This window comes from Fictibacillus barbaricus (genome assembly GCF_031457135.1).
Taxonomy (GTDB): Bacteria; Bacillota; Bacilli; order Bacillales; family Fictibacillaceae; genus Fictibacillus; species Fictibacillus barbaricus_A.
Genome location: NZ_JAVDWA010000001.1, coordinates 506,290 through 524,037, shown reverse-complemented (window position 1 = coordinate 524,037; position 17,748 = coordinate 506,290). Strand labels below are relative to the sequence as shown.

The 17,748-nt window shown below is 37.6% G+C and carries 24 protein-coding genes; 13 read left to right on the top strand and 11 right to left on the bottom strand.

Going from position 1 to position 17,748, the window contains the following annotated elements:
- Window positions 1–68: 68 nt before the first annotated feature.
- Window positions 69–947, bottom strand: coding sequence for a LysR family transcriptional regulator (locus J2X07_RS02810; RefSeq protein WP_310256216.1), 879 nt, complete (start codon window positions 945–947; stop codon window positions 69–71).
- Between the two features lie 108 nt (window positions 948–1,055).
- Between J2X07_RS02810 and J2X07_RS02805 the strand changes: the two genes are divergently transcribed.
- The 4 genes from J2X07_RS02805 to J2X07_RS02790 all read left to right on the top strand — a co-directional run bounded on the left by J2X07_RS02805 (window position 1,056) and on the right by J2X07_RS02790 (window position 3,804).
- Complete coding sequence (locus J2X07_RS02805) at window positions 1,056–2,150, top strand: citrate synthase/methylcitrate synthase (RefSeq protein ID WP_310256214.1); 1,095 nt, start codon at window positions 1,056–1,058, stop codon at window positions 2,148–2,150.
- Window positions 2,151–2,248: 98 nt separating this feature from the next.
- Window positions 2,249–2,386: a hypothetical protein gene (locus tag J2X07_RS02800; RefSeq protein WP_310256213.1), complete on the top strand. Its 138-nt coding sequence runs from the start codon at window positions 2,249–2,251 to the stop codon at window positions 2,384–2,386.
- A 183-nt stretch (window positions 2,387–2,569) separates the two neighbouring features.
- Window positions 2,570–2,992 carry a hypothetical protein gene (locus J2X07_RS02795; RefSeq protein ID WP_310256212.1) on the top strand — a complete coding sequence of 141 codons (423 nt, stop codon included), beginning with the start codon at window positions 2,570–2,572 and terminating at the stop codon, window positions 2,990–2,992.
- A 224-nt stretch (window positions 2,993–3,216) separates the two neighbouring features.
- Window positions 3,217–3,804 carry a histidine phosphatase family protein gene (locus tag J2X07_RS02790; RefSeq protein ID WP_310256210.1) on the top strand — a complete coding sequence of 196 codons (588 nt, stop codon included), beginning with the start codon at window positions 3,217–3,219 and terminating at the stop codon, window positions 3,802–3,804.
- Window positions 3,805–3,945: 141 nt separating this feature from the next.
- On the opposite strand, the gene J2X07_RS02785 is transcribed toward J2X07_RS02790, so the two are convergent.
- Window positions 3,946–4,590 carry a C40 family peptidase gene (locus J2X07_RS02785; protein WP_310256208.1) on the bottom strand — a complete coding sequence of 215 codons (645 nt, stop codon included), beginning with the start codon at window positions 4,588–4,590 and terminating at the stop codon, window positions 3,946–3,948.
- Window positions 4,591–4,981: 391 nt separating this feature from the next.
- Here J2X07_RS02785 and J2X07_RS02780 point away from each other — a divergent pair, with 391 nt between their 5' ends.
- Together J2X07_RS02780 and J2X07_RS02775 are read left to right on the top strand one after the other, a co-directional pair.
- Entirely contained in the window at window positions 4,982–5,341 is a 360-nt protein-coding gene (locus tag J2X07_RS02780; protein ID WP_310256206.1) for a VOC family protein, read from the top strand.
- Window positions 5,342–5,371: 30 nt separating this feature from the next.
- Window positions 5,372–6,211 (top strand): oxidoreductase, encoded by an 840-nt coding sequence (locus J2X07_RS02775; RefSeq protein ID WP_310256204.1) that lies wholly within the window; start codon window positions 5,372–5,374, stop codon window positions 6,209–6,211.
- 66 nt (window positions 6,212–6,277) lie between these two features.
- Here J2X07_RS02775 and J2X07_RS02770 read toward each other — a convergent pair whose 3' ends face one another.
- Entirely contained in the window at window positions 6,278–7,099 is an 822-nt protein-coding gene (locus tag J2X07_RS02770; protein WP_396193559.1) for an STAS domain-containing protein, read from the bottom strand.
- 89 nt (window positions 7,100–7,188) lie between these two features.
- A complete protein-coding gene (locus J2X07_RS02765) occupies window positions 7,189–7,437 on the bottom strand; it encodes a hypothetical protein (protein WP_310256203.1) in 249 nt (82 codons plus the stop codon).
- A 376-nt stretch (window positions 7,438–7,813) separates the two neighbouring features.
- Between J2X07_RS02765 and J2X07_RS02760 the strand changes: the two genes are divergently transcribed.
- Window positions 7,814–8,605 (top strand): TIGR00266 family protein, encoded by a 792-nt coding sequence (locus J2X07_RS02760; RefSeq protein ID WP_310256201.1) that lies wholly within the window; start codon window positions 7,814–7,816, stop codon window positions 8,603–8,605.
- Between the two features lie 147 nt (window positions 8,606–8,752).
- Here J2X07_RS02760 and J2X07_RS02755 read toward each other — a convergent pair whose 3' ends face one another.
- Window positions 8,753–9,538, bottom strand: a complete 786-nt coding sequence (locus J2X07_RS02755) for an STAS domain-containing protein (RefSeq protein WP_310256199.1) — start codon at window positions 9,536–9,538, stop codon at window positions 8,753–8,755.
- A 152-nt stretch (window positions 9,539–9,690) separates the two neighbouring features.
- Between J2X07_RS02755 and J2X07_RS02750 the strand changes: the two genes are divergently transcribed.
- On the top strand, window positions 9,691–10,572 hold the full coding sequence (locus J2X07_RS02750; protein ID WP_310256197.1) for a YegS/Rv2252/BmrU family lipid kinase: 882 nt from the start codon (window positions 9,691–9,693) through the stop codon (window positions 10,570–10,572).
- Window positions 10,573–10,879: 307 nt separating this feature from the next.
- On the opposite strand, the gene J2X07_RS02745 is transcribed toward J2X07_RS02750, so the two are convergent.
- Window positions 10,880–11,398 carry an AAA family ATPase gene (locus J2X07_RS02745; RefSeq protein ID WP_310256195.1) on the bottom strand — a complete coding sequence of 173 codons (519 nt, stop codon included), beginning with the start codon at window positions 11,396–11,398 and terminating at the stop codon, window positions 10,880–10,882.
- A 529-nt stretch (window positions 11,399–11,927) separates the two neighbouring features.
- Complete coding sequence (locus J2X07_RS02740; protein ID WP_310256193.1) at window positions 11,928–12,110, bottom strand: hypothetical protein; 183 nt, start codon at window positions 12,108–12,110, stop codon at window positions 11,928–11,930.
- Window positions 12,111–12,220: 110 nt separating this feature from the next.
- On the opposite strand from J2X07_RS02740, the gene J2X07_RS02735 reads away from it, so the two are divergent.
- Both J2X07_RS02735 and J2X07_RS02730 read left to right on the top strand, forming a co-directional pair.
- Window positions 12,221–12,613 carry a hypothetical protein gene (locus J2X07_RS02735; protein WP_310256192.1) on the top strand — a complete coding sequence of 131 codons (393 nt, stop codon included), beginning with the start codon at window positions 12,221–12,223 and terminating at the stop codon, window positions 12,611–12,613.
- 160 nt (window positions 12,614–12,773) lie between these two features.
- Window positions 12,774–13,226 carry an ASCH domain-containing protein gene (locus J2X07_RS02730; protein WP_310256190.1) on the top strand — a complete coding sequence of 151 codons (453 nt, stop codon included), beginning with the start codon at window positions 12,774–12,776 and terminating at the stop codon, window positions 13,224–13,226.
- 237 nt (window positions 13,227–13,463) lie between these two features.
- On the opposite strand, the gene J2X07_RS02725 is transcribed toward J2X07_RS02730, so the two are convergent.
- Window positions 13,464–13,853, bottom strand: coding sequence for a VOC family protein (locus J2X07_RS02725; RefSeq protein WP_310256188.1), 390 nt, complete (start codon window positions 13,851–13,853; stop codon window positions 13,464–13,466).
- Between the two features lie 151 nt (window positions 13,854–14,004).
- Between J2X07_RS02725 and J2X07_RS02720 the strand changes: the two genes are divergently transcribed.
- From J2X07_RS02720 to J2X07_RS02710, 3 genes are all read left to right on the top strand, one after another.
- Complete coding sequence (locus tag J2X07_RS02720; protein WP_396193558.1) at window positions 14,005–14,292, top strand: hypothetical protein; 288 nt, start codon at window positions 14,005–14,007, stop codon at window positions 14,290–14,292.
- Window positions 14,293–14,428: 136 nt separating this feature from the next.
- Entirely contained in the window at window positions 14,429–14,878 is a 450-nt protein-coding gene (locus tag J2X07_RS02715; protein ID WP_310256186.1) for a GNAT family N-acetyltransferase, read from the top strand.
- A gap of 158 nt (window positions 14,879–15,036) precedes the next feature.
- A complete protein-coding gene (locus J2X07_RS02710; RefSeq protein WP_310256185.1) occupies window positions 15,037–15,366 on the top strand; it encodes a hypothetical protein in 330 nt (109 codons plus the stop codon).
- A 149-nt stretch (window positions 15,367–15,515) separates the two neighbouring features.
- Here J2X07_RS02710 and J2X07_RS02705 read toward each other — a convergent pair whose 3' ends face one another.
- Genes J2X07_RS02705 through J2X07_RS02695 form a run of 3 tightly spaced genes read right to left on the bottom strand, consistent with a single transcriptional unit; the run spans window position 15,516 to window position 17,523 of the window.
- Window positions 15,516–16,373 (bottom strand): aminoglycoside phosphotransferase family protein, encoded by an 858-nt coding sequence (locus J2X07_RS02705; protein WP_310256184.1) that lies wholly within the window; start codon window positions 16,371–16,373, stop codon window positions 15,516–15,518.
- Window positions 16,374–16,391: 18 nt separating this feature from the next.
- Window positions 16,392–16,976, bottom strand: coding sequence for a GNAT family N-acetyltransferase (locus J2X07_RS02700; RefSeq protein WP_310256183.1), 585 nt, complete (start codon window positions 16,974–16,976; stop codon window positions 16,392–16,394).
- Window positions 16,966–17,523, bottom strand: a complete 558-nt coding sequence (locus J2X07_RS02695) for an NUDIX hydrolase (RefSeq protein WP_310256182.1) — start codon at window positions 17,521–17,523, stop codon at window positions 16,966–16,968. The genes J2X07_RS02700 and J2X07_RS02695 overlap by 11 nt, the downstream gene beginning before the upstream one ends.
- Window positions 17,524–17,748: the final 225 nt, after the last annotated feature.

The window sequence follows — 17,748 nt, the reverse complement described above, 5'->3', positions numbered from 1 at the left end:
CCATTCTAAATTCCCGCTCTTTGTGGCTCGCTTTCCACGGGTTTTATTTTGTTAAATTCTTTCTCCTTTTAGAATCGGAATTTTGAAATAAACGCTACAAATTCTTTTTGTCTGGAATGCTCGTATTTCATTAAAGCGTATGTGCTGGCATCCGGCAATGTAATTGAATGGCAATCAACTTCCAGCAGACTTCCCTCCAATAGCTCTCTGCGAACGGTTGAGACGGGCAAAAACGAGACGCCTAACCCTTCTGAAATGAAGCGTTTTGTAATGTGTACTTGAGATACTTTCATCATCCTTTGAGCTGGATAGATGCTTTTTATTTTTTTAAGCAGCACGTCCCAATAGCCTGGATGATTATTTGTCAGCAAGTAATTATTGGTTAAAACCTCTGCTTCATCTAATGGAGGTGCGGTTTCGGAATCCCTTCCATCATGAGCCGAGACAAGCACAACTTTGTCGCTATACAGGGGCTTACACGTCAGATCAGGGTTCGTACTGTCTAAACAGGACAGCCCGATATCGACTTCATCTTCTAAAACCGCTTTTTCAATATCGATCGATTCGATGATCTTTACATTAATTTCGACGTTTGGATGTTTACTCAAATACCTTTTTAACACGGATGGCAAAATGGTATCAGCGATAAGCGGAGAAATCGCGATTGAGAATTGTGATGTATACCCTTGACTGAGAGACTTCATGTCTTCCAATCCTCGCTGGTAGACAGTGATCAATTTTTTTGCATACAATAGATATCTCTTACCATCTTCTGTTAGCTTGATTCTTTTTCCTTCACGGTGAAAAAGTTCGGCACCTATTTCCTTTTCTAAGAGCTTAATATGCACAGTTACAGAAGGCTGTGAAATGTAGAGTATTTCTGCAGTCCTTCTAAAGTTTTCACACTCGGCAGCTGTAATAAATGTCGTAAGCCAGCTGAATTCCATATGCACACTCCTTATTAAAATTTATAAACAAAATCTTTAAAAAGATTTAATTTTCCTAAACACATTCATTGTATACAATAATACCAAGTAATGGAAGGAGTGATTGATATGATTAAAGGGTTAAAAGGAATCGTAGCGACGGAAACTTCCATCAGTCATATTGATGGAGATCAAGGACGGCTTGTTTACAGAGGATATGATATAAGTGATTTGACGAACAAATGCTCATTTGAAGAAGTGGCCTATTTATTATGGTATGGAAAGCTTCCGACTGAGCGTGATCTAAAAAATTTAAAAGAAGAACTGCGAAAAAACCGTACTCTCGATTCTTTTTTGGTTGAAATCTTGAACAGCTTGCCAGCAAACATGGACATGATGAGTGTTTTGAGAACGGCCATCTCTGCGATGGGAACGGTGAATTATACTTGGAAACCTACCATCTCGCAAGCTATCAAACTTACAGCTATTATCCCAACAATCATTGCGTATCGAAAAAGGACATTGGATGGCGAGCGATTTGTTTCACCTCATGATGATCTGGACCATGTAGCCAACTATCTTTACATGTTAAATGGTAAGGTTCCGCAAAAACCACATGTAACATCTCTTGAGAGTTATATGATTTTAACATTGGAACATGGCATGAATGCTTCTACTTTTTCGGCGAGAGTGACTGCATCAACTGAGTCTGATCTCGTTTCTGCCATTACGAGTGCGATCGGCACGATGAAAGGTCCTCTTCACGGTGGAGCTCCTTCTGGGGTTATCGAACTTTTAAATGAGATCTCGATTGCTGGTGATGCTGAAAAAGTGATTCGGCATAAATTAAATCAAAATGAAAAATTAATGGGTTTTGGTCATCGTGTCTATAAAACACACGACCCAAGAAGCATTGCTTTAAAAGAGACTTTATTAAACTTAGTAGGTCAGGATAAGTGGCTCGATTTAGCCATTGAAGTGGAAAAGAGTGCCATCAAGTTACTAGAAGAATATAAACCAGGAAGGTCATTATATACGAATGTCGAGTTTTACGCGGCTGCTATTATGCAGTCTATCGAGCTGGATGCCTCCCTCTTTACACCAACTTTTACATCGAGCAGAATCGTAGGATGGACATCGCATGTAATAGAACAGTCAGAAGATAATACAATCTACAGACCTCAATCCACCTATGTAGGGAAATTTATGAGCAGTTCTGTATAAAAAACGTACATTCTGAAAACTCTCTTATTTGAATATTTCACTTTTATATTGTCAAGAATGATATGTAAGAAATAGTTACAAAAGGAGAGTAAAAACTTATGAATAATAAAGACTATACAGCTGCTGTTCTATCAGACAATTTGATTAGTGAGATTAAAACCTTTGAAGAAAAGTTAAAAGGACAATCGAACAAAGATGTTGTTGTAATCGCTTATGAAAAAGGATCTGCGAAATAAAAGAAATCAAACGCCCAGATGTCGATATCTGAGCGTTTTTTATTTTTTTGAATTTCAAGATCTATCCATTTACCCTGAAATGGTCTCTTTTTTAAATTTTAGTGAATATGCTACCCATTTTTATACTTGTACAAGCACTTCTTTGCTCATTTCATAAACTAGTATAAGAAAGGGGGTGAAATTTTGGCCCAATTTCTAGATTTAAGAACTAGCCAAAATGCTAGTTATGCAAACTCTATTGCGATACCTATTCTTGTCGTAGATACACCTCAATTAGTAGGACAAATTGGTCTGAATTTACAAAATGCGGGTTCTGATATTCGTATAGATTTACAAGGTACAATCGCGTTACAGCTTCCATTATCCCTTGTTGCTATAACGATTACAGTTGTAAGAGGGACTCTTCCAACTGACGAAGTTGTTTTCTCTGCCTCTCAATCTTTCAGTTTAGATGTGCTCGCACCTCAAATCATAACTTTCAACGGTTCTGATTATAATCCGCCCTCAGATCCTCAACTAACGTACACCATGTTCGTCTCTTCAAGCCTTTTAGGCACAATCCGTATAGGTCCAGAATCTTTTACAGGTATTGCAGTCAGCGAATAATAAAATTTCCGTTCTATTTACACTTTAATAGATAGATTGGATTTAGTAAAAAAAGGAATTGGCACATTCACAAAGTGGATGTGCCTTTAAGTTTTGATATATTTCATTAAGGAGGCTTATTTGTCATAGGTAAGTTTCTCTATAAATTCAAAAAAGGATTGAGTTAGTCACCTCCATTTGAAATAATTGGTATTTAGCAGATTATTTATAGGAGGAAAATAAATATGAGTACGTTCATTTATATGGTGAGGCATGGTGACTCGCTTAAGGAAGGAAACGAAAGAACAAGAACGTTAACCGAACAAGGTCATTTAGATGCTCAACGTGTAACTGACATATTGAAAAAAGAGAAAATTGATGAAGTTGTTTCAAGTCCTTACATACGTTCAATTTTAACTGTTGATAAGTTAGCTAAACTAATAGGAAAAGATGTTTTAGTATTTGAAGATTTAAAAGAGAGAATATTTTCTCTTGAAGACAACAGGATATCAGATCAGGAATTGGCTCCACTATTAGAGAAATCATTTTCGGAATCAGATTTCTCATTAGAGGGAGCAGAATCAAATGCAGATTGTCAAAGAAGAGCGACTAAAGTATTAAGTGAACTATTAAAAACTTTTAAAAATAAAAAAGTTGTTATCGGTTCACATGGAGCTGTAATGACCTTGATGATGGGGTACTTCAATAGTTATTACGACTTAAGTTTTTTAAATAGCACAACAAAACCCGATATTTATAGGATGGAATTCAATGAACATGAATTATTAAATGTTCAAAGATTATGGAGTGCAAATATTGGTGTTAGCCAATAAGATTACCGTTGTTGCAAAAGGATAGAAATTCTTCTACTTCCCTTTTCAATTACTGCATTCTTTCTATTCACCTTAGCTCATCATTTAACAACAAAAAAGGACGACCCATATGAAGACGGGTCATCCCTTTTACCTTTTATCTTAACGATATCTTTTAGCACCTACATATTTATCTTTCCAGTAAGAGCTGTCTAGTTCACTTGTTGTTACACCTTTAGAAGATGACGCATGCTTGAACTTGTTGCCTCCAATGTAAACACCGGCATGACTTGGTCCGTTTCCTTCAACGTCAAAGAACACAATGTCACCAACAGCTGGCTTGTCTACTTTTGTACCTTCTGCATACATTTCATCAACCGTACGTTTGAGCTGTACACCAGTACCTTCATTGAAAATATACTTTAAGTATCCGCTGCAGTCGAAGCCGTCAGGGTTATCTCCGCCCCAAACATATGGCGTACCTTCATATTTTTCAGCCGTATCTACAATTGCTTTCTTGCTGAATACCCCTAACGCCTTGTATGTCTCTAATCCCGTTTGTCCATCAACCGTGATTCCTTTATCTTCTTGCAGTTTTTTCACGGCTGCTGTTGTGTAGTCTCCATAATAATCAGTGGTTTTATCATAAGTAAAGTAACCTTTTTTATCTAATGCTTCTTGAAGATCTTGTACGTCTGAATGCTGCATCTCAGGCTTTAAGTTCTGGTCTCCAAGCGCCGCATGACCTACTGCCGGGTTGAATGCCACAACACCTGCTACTGCTAGTCCTGCTACTAAATTTTTCAAAGTACCATCCCCTTCTTTTGATTCGTACCTGACCCATACTAACAGCCCAATATGACAAAGCGATTGTAAAGCCATTACAGCGAAATAACAATTATCATGAAATGTATAAGGAATCACATATTTCATTACGCAAGGACTAAGCGAATCATGTCGATTAATGTCGGCGTGTGGTTATATGAGAGAAAAGTCTGGGTTTGCCTTTCAAAAGTCTGGCATTCTTCAATAAAAGTGTGGGAATGCCTTTGAATTTTTTGGAATTCCGTCCACTTTTTCTGGATATAGCGGCTACTCAGCGAAAATTTCAGCAAAATAAGTCAAGATTCGTCCTCTGCTTTCTTGTACACTATCAATCATGAGAAAAAAATTGATAAATACATAGAGGAGAATAGAAATGTGGAAGCGAATTGAATGTGTGGCCATTTATACGGAGAACATTGAGAAATCTGTTGCGTTTTATGAATCGTTAGGACTGACCAAGGCCTGGCAGACGTACCAAGATAAAGATATGCGCTGGCTTTTGGTTGGTATGCGGTATCCTGATGGAAATACCGAACTGGTTTTAAAGAACAATCGTGACCTGCCGTTTATTGAAACGGAAATTTTAGTTGAAGATGTTGTACAAACTTATGAATCGTTAACATCAAACCCTGAAGTAAAATGGATCCGCACACCTTTTCCGAATTCTTTAGGCGGTCATGTTGCGGTTATGCAGGCGCCTGATAAAAATGTGTTTGTATTAATAGGAAGATAAAGAAATTAAGTATTGGGGACAAGAAATTTTATGAACAAAAAAATAGCAATCGTAACGGGCTGTTCAAGCGGATTCGGCATGCTGACAGCAGTCGAGCTGGCGAAGAAAGGGTTTGAAGTTATCAGTACATTAAGGAATATGAACAAATCAGAGAGTCTGCTTACGTTAGCAGATGAGCAGAACGTTGCGGATTCGATACGCCTCCAACCGCTCGATGTGACATCGTCTGATTCGATAAATGAGTTCAAAAAGTTTTTATTACGGTTGGACCATGTTGATGTACTCGTAAATAATGCGGGATTTGCGGCTGGGGGTTTTTGTGAAGAGCTTTCAGTTGATGATTACCGTGCTCAGTTTGAGACTAACGTTTTTGGCTTGATCGCCGTTACACAGGCAGTTCTTCCAGTCATGAGAAAAAAGCAGTGTGGACGCATCATTAATATTAGCAGCATCAGCGGCCGGTTTGGATTCCCAGGAATGTCACCCTACACAGCGTCAAAGCATGCTCTCGAAGGATTCAGTGAGAGCCTTCGCCTGGAAGTGAAACCGTCCGGAATTGATGTGGTACTCGTTGAACCGGGTTCTTACCAGACCAACATCTGGTCTACGCTCGATAACATTACACTGAATCCAGAATCACCTTATCATTCTTATATGGAAGCCATTCTGAACAACATCGGCAATGTAAAAGTGGTCCATGGAAACCCGCTGGATGTTGCGGAGCTTGTAACCCGGATCGCCACCATGAAAAAGACACCTAAGCTTCGTTATCCGATCGGCAACGGCGTAAAGATGAACATTTTTATGAAAACGATCTTGCCTTGGAAGGTGCTTGAAAACATGATAATGAAGAAGCTGCTAAAAAAATAAAACCCGTCCATTTCTGAAAATGGCGGGTTTTTCCGCTGGATCAGAATCTCTCCAGCTTAGTATTTTTTAACTCACAAAGTAATCTTCTAGTGCCTGCTGCAAGGTAGCTTTTGTATTGGCTTTATGTTCAAACGTTAACCCTAGTTTTGTTACTTTTCTAACGATTTCAGGCCGCAATCCGGTAATCACGCATTCGCACCCCATCATATTGGCGCCTTCAATAATTCTCATCATATGTTCAATCACTTCTGGTTCCATTTCAGCGATACCTGAAAGATCAATAACCAATGTTCCTATACGTAACTTACTAATCTCCAATAAAACCTTCTCTTCAATTGTACTCGATCTCGACATATCGATGTGTCCGATTAGCGGAAGTACACACACCTTTGAAGTGATCGGTATAATCGGTACAGAAAGATTTTCCACTAATGTCCGCTGTTCTTCAATTAACTGATCCTTATATTCAGAATAACTGAGAAAGAATGTATTTAAAAACTGGTCGATTGTTTCATTTATTTGTCTTTCTAATTCATAAAAGTTATTAGGTTCATTGATAGGATTTTCTTGATCGTAACGCTGCAGAAAACGCCAGATTGTTCTTCTGATCGCTTGGACCCATTCAAGTTTAAACGCTAATGTTAAACTATGAGAAGCCCATGAAATCCCCTCTTTTTCAGCGAACATATCCAGTTCGTCCTTATTGCCAATGAGTGCATACATGACCAGCTTATGTGCATTGTTTAATAGGTCTATGTTTCCGATAAATTGAATTTCTTCAATTTTATTGCGTACATTTTTTGCTTCGTTTAGCAGATTATCTTGAAATTCGCTCCTATTATTCGTGAAGAATTCAACATAATCCTTTTTCAGCGTTAGCCCCATCATTTTCACTCCTATAAATAATTATGTACTATTTCTATTATGGCATAACCCATAAAAAATGGTAGATTACATGCATAAAACAAGACCGCCTTTTACCTGGCAGCCTTGCTGTTTATTTGGAACAGATTTCTTATTTCATGTGCTTGATTAATTGTTTCAGCTTTAATGTCAACATTTAGTTTTCGAATATTGTCACAATAGATGTGGAGTTGTTTGGCTTTTGAATCATTAAGATAAGATGCGAAATTATCAAGTTTGTCTACTTCACTCAGAATTTCTGCTTTCGTGTCTGCATTCTCAATCCTTTTACAACAAGAGTTGATTTGATCATATACAGACATGAATCCCACCTCCTCTATTATACGTTCTATTCCCTATTTATTTTTTTTGAAACAATAACCATCAAAAAAATAGCTTTTTTATAATTAGGCCTCGGTAATCAATCGTGTTACTATTTAACGGAGTCAGAAAACCCGCTCCCTTTCCAGTATCGTTTCATTCATGGGTAGAAGAATTTTTTTGAAACCTATGCCCTCCTCGAACGTATTTTCTTTGTCGGCAAAAAAGAGGATCATTATCTATTCATCTTTGCTTAAGAAAAGATGTTCAGTACGCAGAGGTTTTCCAACTATTTGGCGAATTAATAAGTGTAGACGAAATAGTACCCTTTAGAAAAAATTCTAATTAAAACGATTAATAAAATGGAGGAATTGTAAAATGAACAATCACGAGATCGATTACAAAATTTATGGAGATGACATGCAGTTTGTAGAAGTAGAACTGGATGCGAACGAGACGGTTATCGCTGAAGCTGGTGCTTTGATGATGATGGAAGACGGCATCGATATGGAGACCATTTTTGGTGATGGCTCTTCTAACGCTGGCGGCGGCCTTATGGGTAAACTTTTCAATGCCGGGAAACGTGTATTGACTGGTGAGAGCTTATTCATGACAACATTCACAAACCAAGCACTTGGCAAGAAGCATGTGTCATTCGCTTCTCCCTACCCTGGTAAAATCATTCCGATGGATTTGAGTGAGATGGGTGGAAAAGTGATTTGTCAAAAAGATGCTTTCTTAGCTGCAGCTAAAGGCGTTTCCGTTGGAATCGAGTTTCAGCGTAAAATCGGGACAGGATTCTTCGGTGGTGAAGGATTCATCATGCAAAAACTTGAAGGTGACGGCATGGCTTTCGTTCATGCAGGTGGAACGATTCATAAAAAAGAGCTGGCATCAGGTGAAGTATTGCGCGTAGATACAGGCTGCTTAGTTGCCATGACAAGTGATGTTGATTATAGCATCGAAATGGTAAAAGGCGTGAAGACAGCATTGTTTGGCGGGGAAGGATTGTTCTTCGCAACGTTAAGAGGACCTGGAACGGTTTGGATTCAATCCCTTCCTTTCAGCCGATTAGCTAGCCGAGTATTCGCAGCTGCTCCAAGCCGTGGCGGTTCTTCTGATGAAGGAAGCCTCGCAAAAGGTGTTTTCAATATGTTGAATGGTGATTGATTAAACTTCTAACTACGATTCACATATAAAGAGCTATCCATGGCGGATAGCTCTTTTTTATTGCATTACTTTCTATTATCATTTAATGAAAAGCCAATATATGCTAAGGCTTGCTCTAAATTAGCTCGGATAATTACATTGTCAAACTCAATATTTGAATATAACCCTTATGGCCATGTCGGGTCTAATTCCTGTCAGAATGGGTGTAATCCCCAACAGCCTTAACGCTTTTACTAAATGTATTAAATAATGAGCCACATCACTATCAATATTGCTTACCCCAGATAAATCAATAACAAGATAATTCAGGGATAAAGTTTGACTTCTATTTAATACGATTTCCATAAGCATTTGAGCACGAGCTTGATATAAGTTTCCGATAATCGGTAAAATCGCGATCCCCTTCACAACAGGAACGATTGGAACGGATAATTGATGGATATCATTATTGGCTTTATCTAGCTCGAGTATATATGTGAGCAATGAAGAGAAGGTCTCGAACATTTGAATCTGTTTATCGGTAAATTCAATAGATTTAGTATCCAGCCCGCAAATGGTTCCATAATTCTCTCCATTTTCAAAATAAATCGGTATTCCTATAAAGGAGCCGCTGCCTAAATTTGCAGTTACATTTAGGTTCCGGGTTAATTCGCTCTGATTAATATCAGGAATCAATAAGGGGTTTCGGCCATTATCTACAGATAGCTTGCAATAAGTCTCGTTAAAAGGTAATGTACTTCCTTCTTCTAAAAGAACTTCCTCTCTATTAATCACTTTAACAATTTTATTCGTTTTTTTATCATTTTTAGCGATAAAAATCGTATTTACATCAACGAACTCGCTTATGAGCTGAAGAATACTTGTAGAGGCTTCTTCAAAAGACTTAAACTTTACTGGAACTAATTTTTCATGATCTGATAACATTGCTTCCATTTATTAATAACCTCTTTACCCAAAATTTTTGAATACTGATTTAATAGGTTGATTCTCTACCAATTGTACCACTCTATGAATCATTTCAAACGATTGTTACTTATTCGATGAATTCGGGAATAAAAGATTATGTTCGTTAGGGAGTGAAAACGATGAAAAAAGCGATGATTATTTGTAACCCCTCTTCTGGAAAAGAAGAAGCAGAAAAAAATGTAGACAGTGTGAAAGAGATCCTTACTAAAAAAGGATTCAAAGTCGATTTACGTATGACGGAAAAAGAAAAAGATGCTGAAAATTTTGCTAAGCTTGCTTGTGAAGAACAATTGGATGTTGTCGTTTCTATGGGAGGAGATGGAACATTAAATGAAACGATAAATGGATTAGCCGAACAAGAGCATCGGCCAGCATTAGGCATTATTCCTTTAGGAACAGTGAACGATTTCGCCCGTGCGCTTCAAATCCCGTTAGAGCCTGATCAAGCGATTGCATTATTAAGTGAAGGACATATGAGACCAGTAGACATAGGAAAAATAAACACGACTTATTTTATGAACATTGTTGCTGTTGGAGAAATCGCAGAGGCTTCGTTTTCTGTTTCAGCTAAGAAAAAAACACTTCTCGGTCCATTAGCTTATTTTATTGAAGGGATTAAAACCTTAACTTCAAACCGTTCCTTTTCAATAAAACTTCAGCACGATAATGGAACATGGGATGGTGAGGCTCTGCTGATATTAGCGACTTTAACCAATTCAGTTGGAGGGTTCGATAAAGCTGCACCTGACGCCAAAGTCGATGATGGACATTTAAAATGCATTATCATTAAAGATGCATCCGTTTTTCAAGTGGTGAAGTTAACAGCTTCACTCCTCAAAGGAGAGCATGTAAATCATGATTCAGTAGCGTATATCAGCACATCTTCTTTAAAAATTTCTTCTTCACGCTCTTTATGTTCAAATGTGGATGGTGATCAAGGCTGTGAACTGCCTTTAGAACTTCATGTCTTACCAGAACATATACAGGTATTTGTGCCTTAGATATTTTTCAAACTGCAAAAAAAATGGACAAATGCGATTATTCTAACGTCTTTTGGAGGAGAAATCGTAATTCACAAGCCTTTTTGCAGGTGAATTAGCGTGATAACCAGATATGTAATTATCATCAAAAATGACCAGATTTTCGTCTGGTCGTTTTCTTATGCACTTATTCATTTAAAGCACTTCTTTAGTTGAAGAACGAGTTTTTCATTATATCTAGTGTATTTCCTATGTAATGTAACATTGTCTGAAATAAAATTCTTATCCGGGTGCACCGTTATATTGGGCTGTCGCAACCGTAAATTATTTACTGACGTTGCTGTTTAGTTTCTTCTGCTTGACGGATGATCTCGTCAACGACGTAATCGATCGGTGCGGTAGCGTCGATTATAATCCCGTTTTTGGGAACGCCTTCTTTCGTTTGATGTAAGCGGGAAATCATCTCCCTTTCCTCTGGTCTGCCACCCCAGTCTGTTGGGTCCAGTGCCACTCGCTCATCAATCCGCTGGAGACAGGTTTCCAGGTCTACCTCAAGGACAAAAACGGCGTCAAAGAGATCGATGAATTTTGGAAAATTCCGCGAACCACCGCAGAAAAATGTTACCGCCTCATTCTGATTGGCGACTAAAGCTTTTACTTTATCTACATGCCAAATATGGTTTTCGGGTTTAGAGCCATCCGTCGGGGTACCCGTTTCCGGATCACCTTGATAAGCCAATTCACGGTCACCATGAATGGCATGGTAGCCGCGCCGCTGTAATTCGTTGCAGACCGTAGTTTTGCCGGTGCCGGAAACACCTTCAATCAAATAATTCTTTATGCCCATGATTAGACCCTCCATTCAACTAGATAAGCATATTATATGAGATAGTCTATCTGTTGCTAAAATTTACACGTATCTTCAATAACGTTCAACACAAAGAAGCGTTCATCCTTCTTGAATCAACGCACCCGAGTGCAAAAGATATTGAAAAAAACTTCGAATAAGAAAAACATAGAGAGAATTTAATCTTCCTATGTTTTCATTCATATTAGTTATCTGTTTGTTTTTGCTTCTTTTTCAAATACTCCGAACGTATTTTTTCAAGGTGCTTCTTTTTATCAAATTTCACAGGCGTCTGTTTTTCATGAAACTTTGTCACAGCTACCTGACTTTTGTAATCCAATTGATATTTCCCCACTTTGTTCACCTACTTTTCTTATCTTTAAAGAGAATCTATTCAACAAATATAACATACCTTATTTTACTTAAGTAAACCTTATTACTGTATTAGTGTACTGCTAACAATTACCTCTTTTAGAAAAGAGCCATTTTTTATTATTTAAGACTCCAGTTTCTCTGCTGATAAAGCACGCTAATGCTCTACCGATGAAGACAACCGTTCATTACTCATCATCAAAGCTGCGTTTCGACCCGCTTCTGTTACTTCATAAACGATAAGGTCAGGTTTTCCTTCATTCTGTTTCTTCCCTTGGATCGTTATGGCTTCCTCCCTAAGCAAACGATCAATGGTTTGATAAATACTAGATCGGTGCATACACCCGATTTCAGCTTGGACTTTATTTTAGGCTGTAGACAAGCTTCCCTTTAGAGTCGTACAACATATGAATATTCTAGAGTTCAAAATGAAAGACAAGGAGGTAAATGATGTATAACAACAATCCTTATAACCATCAACATCAGCAATCTTATGACGCCTACGAATTGGCACAAAACCTTGATCGTCCCGACGGTTTTCAAGATGACGTTCCAACTACTCCTCCCCCGCAGCAGCTAACACAGCAATTCAGCCAGCAAATCCCGCAAGGATTTTTCACAACCCAAGCACAAGCCTATCAAATTCGTTCCATGTTGTGCCGTTGCTTAGGCAATTGGGGATTATTAGGCTTACGATTCCAAGGACCATTCGGACGTGACATCTGGTTTTATCCAACGGATATCAGACGAAATAATGTATCTGGCTATACGTGGCAAAATGGCCGCACTCAGCGAGTACGCTATAACTACTCGCAAATCCGCAACTTTATGTGTTTTGGCTAAACAAAAAAACCGCTCTCTATTTTTCAGAGAACGGTTTTTTTATGCCTATAAACTATTACCAGAATTGTACATATGATGCCGTTATCAACATCGTCTATGGTAAATTTAAATAAAAAGAATGAAAACAGAATGAAAACATGCATAGTAAAGGAGAAAAACGATGAATTCAGCCGCACAAAAGTATTGGGATTCGTTTTGGGAGAATAAAGGTCAAGAAAAACCAACATCTGTTAGTGCATGGAAATTCGGAGCAGATCCTGACCATTTAGCTCAATTAGTCATAGATGGTGTTAAAACAGCCACGTGTTCAGGATTGATTTTTTATGAAACGGAAAACGAACCACTGCCTTCTGTTGGTGATTATAGCATTATCTTAAATAGTAAAGATGTGCCTTTAGCCATTATTCAAACAACTGAGGTTCAAATAATGCCTATGATTGAAGTCCCTGAAGATTTCGCAGTTGCAGAAGGCGAAGGCGACAGATCATATCGATATTGGAAAGAAGCTCATATCAAATTTTTTACCGAAGAATTAAGCAAATTAGATCTCGAATGGTCAGAAGATATGTTACTGGTTTGTGAGCGTTTTAGATTAGTAGATGTAAAATCATAAGTAAACCGCCTTTCTGAGAAGGCGGTTTATTCTCAGTAGTTGCCGGTAAACCTAAAAAGACCGTTGAAAGTACACAAAAAACTTACTTAATTATTCGTAAAAATAACATAGTACATGAGGATTATCCATCCCCATGATAGTAGTATTCTGATGCCTCTCGGTATGATTAAGTATTCTGTATAAATTTTATTGAGTAACTTGTTGATGGTCTCCACTCAACCTTTGTAAATATCATATTTAGCTTTTCGGGAAGTTCAGCTGCCACGAGACGCCGAATTTATCTTGCAACCATCCAAATTTTGCACTGAATGGAGACTCGCCCAATGGCATTAACACCATCCCTTCATCTGATAGTTTCTCAAATAAACGGTCGATCTCTTCTTCTGATTCACAGTCTACATATAAGGAAATCGAAGGGGTAAAATCAAAATCATGCTTTACTGAGCTGTCGATACACATAAACTGCTGTCCTTTTAGGGTAAAAGTCGCGTGCAGGACTGTTCCGTCTTGCTGGTGAAGTATATTTGTAACCTCACCGTCTTCAAAAATTGATATATAGAGATTCATAGCTTCTTCAGCTTGTCCTGAAAACATTAAGAATGTCGTGATCTTTTGATTTACCGTCATGTTGATCCTCTCCTTTTAACCATTATAGGTTCTTGATAATTTCGATATATCCATTTAATAACCTCTAAAAAGTTGGCGAATCGGACATTTTCCAATCTTTTCATGTTTTATGTTCACTATACACTACCCATAATAGGAGGATTAGGAGTGGTTGTTTGATATGCTAAGGGATTTTATTGATTTTATGTTTGACGTATTTTCAAATGGCAGTTTTTCCGGACTCGACACCAGAAGAATAGATGCTCACATAAAAGAGTTGAAAAAGTATGATTGGTTTCAACGAGTTTATCATGATGAAAAATATCGGAAACTCTTTTTTACAAATGTTCATGTTCGAAAATATTTACAGAGCAGACGTCGCGTAAATAAAATCATGGATAACCCAGCTGCACGTGAGAAGTTCATGATTTTCCTTGAGAAGCAATCAAAGAAAAGATAAGGGGTCTGTCCCCGGGACAGACCCCTTACATTTTTTACCAATAGGTGTTATTAAGGAATTATTAAGGAGTTATGAAGGAATTTTAAGAATCAAGTGGAATATGGAACAAGCCGCAATTTAGTGTTCAGGAGGAAATATGAATTATCATTTAGAAGTAAGTTTAGAAGAAAACAATGAGTTCGCAGCCTTTTTGGGCAGCCAAATCAGAGAATTTAATAATGAAAATTCATTACATCATAAAGAGTCTAGAAAAAAAGGCGCCGTCCAGCCTATTCATATAATGGTGTCGGATGAAAACAAAAAGTGGCTGGGAGGAATATCAGGACGAGTTTATTGGAATTGGCTTGAGATCGATCACTTCTGGTTTAGTGAACAGATTCGCAGTAAGGGACTGGGGCAAACCTTACTGAAACGTACAGAAGAAATTGCGCTCGAAAAAGGTGCAGTTAAAGCTTTGTTAACGACCTTTGACTTCCAAGCCCGTACTTTTTATGAAAAATATGGCTATACGGTTGTCGGAAAAATTGAAGATTATCCGCCAGGCAGCACATTTTTTACGATGGTAAAGCCGCTTAAGGAAGTGTAAAAATTGTCTAATCAATTAAAGTGTAATGTACAAGTGAACTCGGCTAGAGGAGATAAAAATAAGAAATTGTCTCCTGCTATCAGCATTCCCTCTCATTGGATTTAAGTTGTTTAATAGGCTACTATTATACATATGGTAATAAACGGAAAGGTGATTAAATGAAAAAGTTTTTCTTTTTGATTTGCCTCGTTTTCTTGATATTTGGAACGTATTCTTTAATTAACCAGTATTTCTTTTCAGATGATGCGGATATTCCGCAAACATTATCTTATAACAATCAGAAGTATGTGAGTAAGGACTTCTTTATTCAAACGAATGCAAATCGTCCCAAACCTGATTTTGAGCCTACAACAGATCGTCTAAAGGGTGATAAATATGGTGTGCTAAATGGCGGAAGAATCTTTGAAAATAGTAAAACAAGCGAAATTTATGTAGAAAATGACAGCGCAGATCCATCTAGATTTGTGCTTTATGAATTAAAAAAATAAAGACCGGCCCATTTACAGGAACGGTCTTCATTTTTAATTGGGTTATTTACATAGATTTATAGAAAGGGCATTCATCATTTGTTGAATCATGACCTTCGTTTGTTGGATCATGTGCTCCGTTTGCTCCGTTTGTTGAATCATGCCCTTCATTACTCTCCCTTAAGCACAGTGTCCTTCCAATAGCTCCAAGCTCGTAAATATTCTTCTAAATCGTCAGGATGATGTCTGACACATGTTGCTATTCTTAAGAATAATCCGATCAGCACCTCTTCATACAAGAACTTGTCATCACGACTATTATTTTTTAAATGACTCACTGCCGTATTGATTGTTTCTTTAGTTAGATCATCCGGTGAGGAGCAAAATGCATAAATGAGATCGTAAAGCGGTTCTCCATATACTGGAGTCGGATCAATCACACCGCATAATTTTCGATCATCAAATATAAAGTTGTGTACGCCGCAATCACCATGAAGTAAGTAAGGTTCTTTATTTGTGCTTTTCCTATTCGGGCTTTTTACCAGTTTAGCAACTATGTCGAGGTCTTCTTTTTGCAAATGAGACTCTAGTGTTTTACTTGCCTCCATGAATCGATGTTCTAAAAAGGCTTGCCATGAATCCACTGTTTCATCTGCCCAGCCCCAGCCTTCTGAATCAGATACGGGCTGATAATGATTGATTTGGTCATGCACGAGGTCAAATAAAAGCTCGTTTTTCTTGCTGCGATTATAGTGAACGGAGCCAGGAATAAACGAATAAACAATATAATGGAATGAAGGATCCACATAGACAAGCCTTGGCAACAAACTGACTTTTTTATAAAAGTTCAGAAAATGAGACTCCGCTTCCAGCACATGAGGTTCATTCATTTTAATCACAAATTTTGTGGTTTCATCTTTACAAAGATATAACTTACTTGTAGTACCTCCGTTAAGCTGTTCATATTGTATATTGGGCTGCAGCATTTTTTTATCCGTTAAATCTTTTATAATTTCCTGTATGTTCATTTTCTGCTTACCTACCTTCTAGTTGAATCTTTCGTTTACTTCCCACTCTTCCCTTAATAGCCCCATTCGAATCGAATCATAGTATTTTCCATTGTATAGTCTGCACTTTCTAAGTCTGGCTTCCATTGTCATACCAAACTTTTCACCAACCTTCATCATCCGTTCATTTCCGGACCAAGTCGTATATCCTACACGTACTAAAGGCATTGTTGTGAAAAGATGATTCATCCACAAACGAAATGCTCTCGTGCCATAGCCGCCGTCCCAAAATTTCGAATCGTAAATGCCGATTCCCATCTCAAGCCATTTGGAAGGTTCGTGCTCCCAATAATAACTCACCACACCTATAATCTTTCCATCTACTTCAATAGCCCAGCGTTTATCTGAGTTCACATATTGTTCTTTGTTTTTGATAAATGCATCATATGGCACATGTTTATGTTCAAAATAAGGTGCATCCCACTTTTTCCATTCTGGAGTATCGTCTTTATATAGCAATTCCCAAAGTCTCGGCAGGTCTTCATCTGTAATTGGCCGGATTGTTAGTTCGTTGTCAGACATTCCAGCTTTTTTTTCCTTTATAACACTATGACTATTTAACATTCATTCTCTCCTTATTGGATAAATACACTTTTGCCATGTAATAGGCACTAACTGTAAAAAGCTGTGTAATCTGCTTATTTTGAATCATTTCTTCCATGTCATCAAAATCTATTAACCTTACATTTATTTCTTCGTATGTATCCAGGGTTTGATTGGAAGCTTCAAAAGCATCTAGGATCAAATATGTAGCTACTTTATTGTTTTGTGTGGCAGGATTTGTCCAAAATTCCCCTAGGAGGATTGGTTTAGATTTAGAAATATAACCTGTTTCTTCTTTTATTTCACGAAGTATTCCCTCTTCATGACTTTCTTTATCTTCTACTTTTCCAGCGGGAATTTCTAGGAAAAAATCGTTTCCCGCATGACGGTATTGTTCAACAAGGACTACCTTGTTGCCTTTTGTTATAACAACAGCGTTCACCCAATCGGAATACTCATTCACATAATAATTCTCAATTACGCTGCCATTTGGTAACTTACATGAATCTATTCTTAAATTTCCGAATGGTGATTTATATACATACTTTGAACTGATTGTTTTCCACACTGGATATCATCCGCTCCTTATTCTTGGGAAGACTAGCCTCTTTCTTTCCGACCTCTATGTCTTTCCCGGATGAACAATCTTTTTTTAAAAGGTATTTTTGTCTGAATCTTATTGTTATCTGTTTGATTGAATCTATTTTTTTGTTCGATTGAACTGAATTTATGTATGATCAGTCCACATTTTTATTTTGATTCCTGATTCCAATGCTTAATCGTGTATTTCTGA

What these genes read in the sequence shown, in the direction of transcription:
- J2X07_RS02810 (WP_310256216.1), bottom strand. Translation starts at nt 947, where the DNA reads ATGGAATTCAGCTGGCTTACGACATTTATTACAGCTGCCGAGTGTGAA.
- J2X07_RS02805 (WP_310256214.1), top strand. Translation starts at nt 1,056, where the DNA reads ATGATTAAAGGGTTAAAAGGAATCGTAGCGACGGAAACTTCCATCAGT.
- J2X07_RS02800 (WP_310256213.1), top strand. Translation starts at nt 2,249, where the DNA reads ATGAATAATAAAGACTATACAGCTGCTGTTCTATCAGACAATTTGATT.
- J2X07_RS02790 (WP_310256210.1), top strand. Translation starts at nt 3,217, where the DNA reads ATGAGTACGTTCATTTATATGGTGAGGCATGGTGACTCGCTTAAGGAA.
- J2X07_RS02780 (WP_310256206.1), top strand. Translation starts at nt 4,982, where the DNA reads ATGTGGAAGCGAATTGAATGTGTGGCCATTTATACGGAGAACATTGAG.
- J2X07_RS02775 (WP_310256204.1), top strand. Translation starts at nt 5,372, where the DNA reads ATGAACAAAAAAATAGCAATCGTAACGGGCTGTTCAAGCGGATTCGGC.
- J2X07_RS02770 (WP_396193559.1), bottom strand. Translation starts at nt 7,099, where the DNA reads ATGATGGGGCTAACGCTGAAAAAGGATTATGTTGAATTCTTCACGAAT.
- J2X07_RS02765 (WP_310256203.1), bottom strand. Translation starts at nt 7,437, where the DNA reads ATGTCTGTATATGATCAAATCAACTCTTGTTGTAAAAGGATTGAGAAT.
- J2X07_RS02760 (WP_310256201.1), top strand. Translation starts at nt 7,814, where the DNA reads ATGAACAATCACGAGATCGATTACAAAATTTATGGAGATGACATGCAG.
- J2X07_RS02755 (WP_310256199.1), bottom strand. Translation starts at nt 9,538, where the DNA reads ATGGAAGCAATGTTATCAGATCATGAAAAATTAGTTCCAGTAAAGTTT.
- J2X07_RS02750 (WP_310256197.1), top strand. Translation starts at nt 9,691, where the DNA reads ATGAAAAAAGCGATGATTATTTGTAACCCCTCTTCTGGAAAAGAAGAA.
- J2X07_RS02745 (WP_310256195.1), bottom strand. Translation starts at nt 11,398, where the DNA reads ATGGGCATAAAGAATTATTTGATTGAAGGTGTTTCCGGCACCGGCAAA.
- J2X07_RS02740 (WP_310256193.1), bottom strand. Translation starts at nt 12,110, where the DNA reads ATGCACCGATCTAGTATTTATCAAACCATTGATCGTTTGCTTAGGGAG.
- J2X07_RS02735 (WP_310256192.1), top strand. Translation starts at nt 12,221, where the DNA reads ATGTATAACAACAATCCTTATAACCATCAACATCAGCAATCTTATGAC.
- J2X07_RS02730 (WP_310256190.1), top strand. Translation starts at nt 12,774, where the DNA reads ATGAATTCAGCCGCACAAAAGTATTGGGATTCGTTTTGGGAGAATAAA.
- J2X07_RS02725 (WP_310256188.1), bottom strand. Translation starts at nt 13,853, where the DNA reads ATGACGGTAAATCAAAAGATCACGACATTCTTAATGTTTTCAGGACAA.
- J2X07_RS02715 (WP_310256186.1), top strand. Translation starts at nt 14,429, where the DNA reads ATGAATTATCATTTAGAAGTAAGTTTAGAAGAAAACAATGAGTTCGCA.
- J2X07_RS02710 (WP_310256185.1), top strand. Translation starts at nt 15,037, where the DNA reads ATGAAAAAGTTTTTCTTTTTGATTTGCCTCGTTTTCTTGATATTTGGA.
- J2X07_RS02705 (WP_310256184.1), bottom strand. Translation starts at nt 16,373, where the DNA reads ATGAACATACAGGAAATTATAAAAGATTTAACGGATAAAAAAATGCTG.
- J2X07_RS02700 (WP_310256183.1), bottom strand. Translation starts at nt 16,976, where the DNA reads ATGTTAAATAGTCATAGTGTTATAAAGGAAAAAAAAGCTGGAATGTCT.